The following is a 6,071-nucleotide window of genomic DNA, read 5'->3' as shown; positions in this document are numbered from 1 at the left end:
AACTTCAAAAGCTCTATAGGGGTCATATAAAATTCTTAGATTGCAAAGTTCTTGTTTTATTTTGACATTTCCTCCCCAAGCTTTGTGCTTCATCCTTTAAAAATTTGGAATCTTTATTTTAAGTTGCTCAAATCGCTTTCCGTTTCTATTTCACAAGGTGTTTCGTTTTGCAAAAACAAGCGTGCCTGAAGATTTCCTTTTAAAGTAATTTGTTCTCCTTTTACTTCCAGCCAGCTTCCTTCTCTTAAACCTAAAACCGGAATTGAATTAAAGGCGTGGAATTCCTTAATTCTTGTTTCGCGTGTTTCGCCCATATGCTTCGATTGTAAATCGGCATCTAAGTAATGCGGGTTTAAATTAAAAGGAATTAACCCCAAAGTCTGAAAACTTGGCGGATAAACAATTGGCATGTCGTTGGTAGTCTGCATCGATAATCCGCAAATATTACTTCCGGCGCTTGTTCCTAAATAGGGAGTTCCGTTTTTTACAGTTTCAGACAGGACCTGCATAACATTATGGTAGTATAATTTTGTTACCAGTAAAAAAGTATTTCCTCCTCCTGTAAATATTCCCTCTGCATTTTTTATGGCATCTTCGGGATTTTCAAATTCATGAATTCCTTTTACTTGTATGTTAATTTTTGCAAATGCAGTCGCAGCTTTTGCAGTGTATTCTTCATGCGAAATTCCGCCAGGGCGCGCGTAAGGAATAAATAAAATGCTTTTACAGTTTTTAAAATGCGCCTGTAAAACGGGTAATAAATACTCTAAATAACTGCCTTCATGTAATGTTGAAGTGCTGGCAATGATAATGCTTTTCATAAAATTTAAACTCGGATTGTTGTCGTTAAAGATATTAAAAACTCCTGTTTAGCGCTTGATTTCCAATTTTTAATTAACATATTTTTACCAAGCTGTTAATACTAAATTTGGAAGACATTAAGATATTTTTACACTTTTAAGTAATTCTAATTTTTATATTTTGACTGATAAGTTTTTGTGTGTTTTAGTTATAATTTTGAGTCAATCATTAATGGCCCAAAATTCAGATCGTCTCAATATTAATGGTAAAATAGTTTCAAATACAAATGATCTGGAAGGGGTTTATGTAGTAAATGCTCAAACTGAAGTAATGACCACCACAAATGCTGACGGTACTTTTTCTATTTTGGCCAGGGAGGGAGACACACTTGTTTTTTCGTCCATACAATTTAAGGAAAATAGAATTTTACTTACCGCCGAAAATTTTTCTGACCTCAATTTTACTGTAAAATTAAGCTTGGTGATGCATCAGCTGCAAGAGGTTATTATAAAAAATTATAATAATATTAATGCAGTTTCTTTAGGGATTATTCCCAGTGGGCAAATAAAATATACTGACGCCGAAAGAAAACTGCATACAGCTACTGCCTTAAATGCCACAGCAAATGCTGGTTCATTAGCAGGAGGGTCGATATCAGCAGATCCATTATTAAATTTTTTATCCGGACGTACTGCGATGCTCAAAAAGGAAGTTGCGGTTGAGAAGAAAGAGTTTTTTATGAAACTTCTCGAAAACATGTTTAGTATCGAGCATTTTGTAGAAAGATTGAAAATTCCGGCAGAATATGTAAAAGGATTTGAATATTACGCTGTTGAAAATGAATCGTTCACTAAGATTCTGAATTCTAAAAATAAAACAACAACAGAGTTTTTGTTAGGAGAACTTGCTGTTAAATATAAAGATATTATTGCGATTGAAAACAAATAAAATATTACTCCTGCTGCTTTTTTTAACTGCCGAAATTGCTTTTTGCCAGACATCTGTTTCAAAAGAGATTTTTGGTCAGGTTTTGGAGCAGTCCACCACTATCGAAGGTGTAAATATCATTAACAATACAACACAAATAACAGCAGTTTCAGACGCAAACGGAATGTTTTCTATTGTGGTAAAAGAAGGAGATGTATTGGTTTTTTCTGCAGTAAATCTGGAGCCTTTCAAATATAGAATTACAGCCGGGGATTTAAGTAAAAATCTGGTTGTAAAAATGACTGCAAAAGAAATTGAGTTAAAAGAAGTGGTTGTAAATGAAAACTCAGATATTACCGCCGAAAATCTCGGGATAATTCCGTACGGACAAAAAAAATATACTCCTGCCGAACGAAAGCTTTATACGGCAAATTCTACTTCTGTAGATAAATTGCTAAATACGATTTCGGGAAGGACAGCAATGCTGAAAAAAGAGATGAAAGTTGAGGAAAAAGAGACTCTTTTTAGAAAGATGGAATATCTGTTTGATGAGAATTATTATACAGAAAGATTGAAAATTCCGGCAGAAGATATCAAAGGATTTCAATTATATTGTATAGAAAATTCCGAATTTGCCGTATCTTTGAATACCAAGAACAAAACAATGAGTATGTTTTTAATAACTGATTTAGCCCGAAAATATCTAATAATTCTCGAAAATGAAAAATAATTTAGGAATACTCTTTGTCTGTTTATTTTGTCAGATCGTACTAGGACAAAACAACTCAAGAAAACCTTTGCATGGTCAGGTTGTAAATGATTTTCTTGCAATCGAAAGTGGTTACATTATGAATGTAAACGCAAATGTCAGAACTTTTATTGGTGTCGGCGGATTGTTTGATATTCTTGCACGACCAAAGGATACATTATTGTTTTCAGGTTTGGCATTTCAGTCAAAAAAAATTGTTTTGACAGAGAAAGACTGTGCTGAAATCCTGTTTAAGGTAAAACTTGATTTAGTTAACAATGAACTGAAAGAAGTTGTAGTTCACAAAGAATTAAAAGTAAAATCACTGGATCAGAATTCGCAGCATTATGTTGATATGCAGTTTGAAGATGATAAACAGTCTACGGCAAAAAATACGGCAATGTATTCTGACCAGACAATAAAATACGGAACTGATTTTGTGAGGATTTTTAAGGATGTAAAGAAACTCCTCAGTAAAAAAGAAGACGTTCAGGAAGACGTTGTTTCGGATATTGCATTTGTTGAATATGCAAAAGACAATTTTACACCAGACTTTTACAGCAAGACATTAGCTCTTAAACCAGACGAAATAGAATTGTTTCTGATGTATTGCTCAAATGATGCAGAGTCTAAAAAATATTTAAAACCAGATGATAAATTTCAATTAATGGATTTTATGGTCAATAAGAATAAGGAATTTAAGAAAATTGCTGTGAGTCAAAAATGAAAAAGAAATTAGTTTACGGTCTGATAGGATTATTATTTGTATCACTTTCAGCTTTTACTTTTCATAAATTTTATATGGGGATTTTTCAGGTCAATTATGCTGCTGAAAAAAAAATGATTCAAATTACGTCCCGCATTTTTATCGATGATTTAAATAACGGATTAGAAAAAAAGTATCATAAAAAAACATTTGTAGGTACAGAAAAAGAAACCCAGGCCGATATTGATTTATTAAAAAAGTATTTAGCCGAGAATTTCTCCATAAAAATAAACGGCCAGTCAAAATCTATTACTTTTTTATCTAAAGAAGTAGAAGCAGGAGACGTTTTGATTTGTTACTCACGAATAAAAGACATTGATAAGTTTAAAACAATTGAGATTTCTAACTCTGTTTTAGTTGACTGGAACGCTGAACAGCAAAACATTACACATATTTCAGCATTCGGCATTAAAAAGAGTATTCTTTTTACAGAATCTTCAAGGAAAGAAGTGTTAAAGTATTAATTGGTATAAAGAATTATTATATTAATTGCTATTTTCACAGCTTCAAAAAAACCAAAAGCATTTATGAAAAAACTTTCGCTATTACTAATTTTTCCAGCGATGTTGATAGCTCAGGAAAAAGCACCTGTTACACCAAAACAACAAGGGAAATACGATACAAACAAATTTAGCCAGATGTACGATTTGCTGGCCACACCAAATATGTTTCGTACAGCATCGGGAGCACCGGGGCCGGCCTATTACCAACAACAGGCAGATTATAAAATTGATATTGAGTTAGATGATAAAAACTCAAAACTAACGGGTTCTGAGACTATTACTTACTCCAATAATTCTCCTGATAGTTTAGAGTATTTATGGATTCAGCTCGATCAGAATCAGGCAAAAGCAAATACTCAGGCACCTTTGGCTGAAAGCGAAAAAATTACTCAGGTGTTGCCGCTTGATGGTTTTTCAAGTAAATATTTAAAGAAAGACTTAGAGCGAGGTTTCAACATCGAACAAGTTAAAGATGCAAAAGGAAATCCGATGTCCTATACCATCAACGAAACGATGATGCGTATTAATCTGCCAACGCCTCTAAAACCGGGAGAAAAAATTTCGTTAGCGATAAAATGGTGGTATAATATCAACAATTATCAAAAAGAAGGAGGACGTTCCGGTTATGAATTGTTTTCAAAAGATGGAAATAAAATATATGTAATTGCGCAGTTCTATCCACGAATGGCCGTTTATAATGACGTAGAAGGATGGCAAAATATGCAATTTTGGGGAAGCGGGGAGTTTGCCCTTCCTTTCGGAAATTTTGATGTAAATATTACAGTTCCTGCCGATCATGTTATTGATGCTACAGGGGAATTGATGAACAGAAGTGAAGTTTTTACAGCAGAACAAGTTAAGCGTTACGAGCAGGCTCAGAAATCATTTGACAAACCAGTTGTAATTGTAACTCAGGCAGAAGCTGAAGCAGCTGAAAAAGGGTTTTCTGAAAAGAAAAAAACATGGAAATTTAGTGCTAAAAATGTTCGTGATTTCGGAATTGCATCTTCAAGAAAATTCATTTATGACGCAATGGCTGTAAAGCTTAATAATAAAGTTGTTATGGCAGAATCAGTGTATCCGAAAGAAGCTAATCCGCTTTGGGGCGAAACTTCAACGATGACTGTTGCACATACTTTAAAAAGTTATTCTTCACATACATTTGATTATCCTTACCCAAAGGCTGTTTCTGTTTCGGCAGAAGATCAGGGAATGGAATATCCTATGATTTGCTGGAATTATGGTCGTCCTGATGAAAATGGAGTAACTAGTAAAGAAGTTAAAAACGGAATGATCGGAGTTGTAGTTCATGAGGTTGGGCACAATTTTTTTCCAATGATCGTAAATTCTGATGAACGTCAATGGACTTGGATGGATGAAGGTTTGAACTCTTTTATGGAGTACATGGCAGAACAGGAATTAGATCCAACTTTTCCGTCAAGACGCGGACCTGCAAAAAATATTGTTCCTTACATGAGTGGTGATCAGAAGTTTTTAGAACCAATTATGTCGAATTCGGAGACGATTCATCAATTTGGAAATAACGCTTACGGAAAACCGGCTACAGGACTTAATATTTTAAGAGAAGTAGTAATGGGAAGAGAGTTGTTTGATTATGCTTTTAAAACATACGCAAACAGATGGAAATTTAAGCATCCTACTCCTGAGGATTTCTTCAGAACTATGGAAGACGCTTCTGCAGTAGATTTGGATTGGTTTTTCAGAGGATGGTTTTATTCAACAGATTTTGTAGATATCGGAATCAAAGATGTAAAACAATATTATGTTTCTGATACTCCAACCGCAGACATAAAAGATGTAAAAGTTAGAAAAGGACGTTTTGGATTCGAAAAAGGACCTTTTGTTTACCTGGTGGCAGGAGATAATGCTGAGGTAAATACTTCTAAGAAAAAAGCCTTAAAAGTAGAAGAAGTAAAATTATTATCTGATTATGTAGACCAGACTTTTACAGCTGAAGAAAAAGCAGGTATAAAATCACCAAAATATTTCTACGAAGTTGAATTTAATAAGCCTGGCGGAATGATTATGCCAATTTTGGTTGAGATCACTTACGAAGATGGTTCAAAACAAAATTTCCAGTATCCGGCACAAATCTGGAGAAAAAATAATGATATAGCTAAGAAAGTTTATGCAACTGAAAAAGCAATCAAAAGTATTCAGATAGACCCAAAATTGATGACTGCTGATATAGATGTAACTAATAATTCATGGCCAAAAGCAGAAGAAAAATCAAAATTTGATTAAATATAAAACTAAAAAAAAGACTCTTTTTCAGAGTCTTTTTTTTAAGGAAATTTTAAAGTTC

General features: G+C 33.7%; 6 protein-coding genes. 5 read left to right on the top strand and 1 reads right to left on the bottom strand.

Translation table 11 applies throughout. The features are described from left to right. Positions 1–113: 113 nt before the first annotated feature. Positions 114–821, bottom strand: coding sequence for a dipeptidase PepE (gene pepE / locus JOD96_RS11305; RefSeq protein ID WP_209564367.1), 708 nt, complete (start codon positions 819–821; stop codon positions 114–116). 211 nt (positions 822–1,032) lie between these two features. On the opposite strand from pepE, the gene JOD96_RS11300 reads away from it, so the two are divergent. The 5 genes from JOD96_RS11300 to JOD96_RS11280 all read left to right on the top strand — a co-directional run bounded on the left by JOD96_RS11300 (position 1,033) and on the right by JOD96_RS11280 (position 6,010). Continuing rightward, positions 1,033–1,749 carry a carboxypeptidase-like regulatory domain-containing protein gene (locus JOD96_RS11300; protein WP_245188394.1) on the top strand — a complete coding sequence of 239 codons (717 nt, stop codon included), beginning with the start codon at positions 1,033–1,035 and terminating at the stop codon, positions 1,747–1,749. Continuing rightward, complete coding sequence (locus tag JOD96_RS11295) at positions 1,736–2,458, top strand: carboxypeptidase-like regulatory domain-containing protein (protein ID WP_209564365.1); 723 nt, start codon at positions 1,736–1,738, stop codon at positions 2,456–2,458. The genes JOD96_RS11300 and JOD96_RS11295 overlap by 14 nt, the downstream gene beginning before the upstream one ends. Next, positions 2,448–3,203 (top strand): hypothetical protein, encoded by a 756-nt coding sequence (locus JOD96_RS11290; protein ID WP_209564364.1) that lies wholly within the window; start codon positions 2,448–2,450, stop codon positions 3,201–3,203. Before JOD96_RS11295 ends, JOD96_RS11290 begins: the two co-directional genes overlap by 11 nt. Continuing rightward, on the top strand, positions 3,200–3,706 hold the full coding sequence (locus JOD96_RS11285) for a DUF6702 family protein (protein WP_209564363.1): 507 nt from the start codon (positions 3,200–3,202) through the stop codon (positions 3,704–3,706). The genes JOD96_RS11290 and JOD96_RS11285 overlap by 4 nt, the downstream gene beginning before the upstream one ends. Positions 3,707–3,769: 63 nt before the next feature. Beyond that, positions 3,770–6,010 (top strand): M1 family metallopeptidase, encoded by a 2,241-nt coding sequence (locus JOD96_RS11280; protein ID WP_209564362.1) that lies wholly within the window; start codon positions 3,770–3,772, stop codon positions 6,008–6,010. Positions 6,011–6,071: the final 61 nt, after the last annotated feature.

This window comes from Flavobacterium sp. 1355, assembly GCF_017833415.1.
In the GTDB taxonomy this organism is placed as follows: Bacteria; Bacteroidota; Bacteroidia; order Flavobacteriales; family Flavobacteriaceae; genus Flavobacterium.
This window is presented reverse-complemented; position numbering and strand designations above follow the sequence as displayed.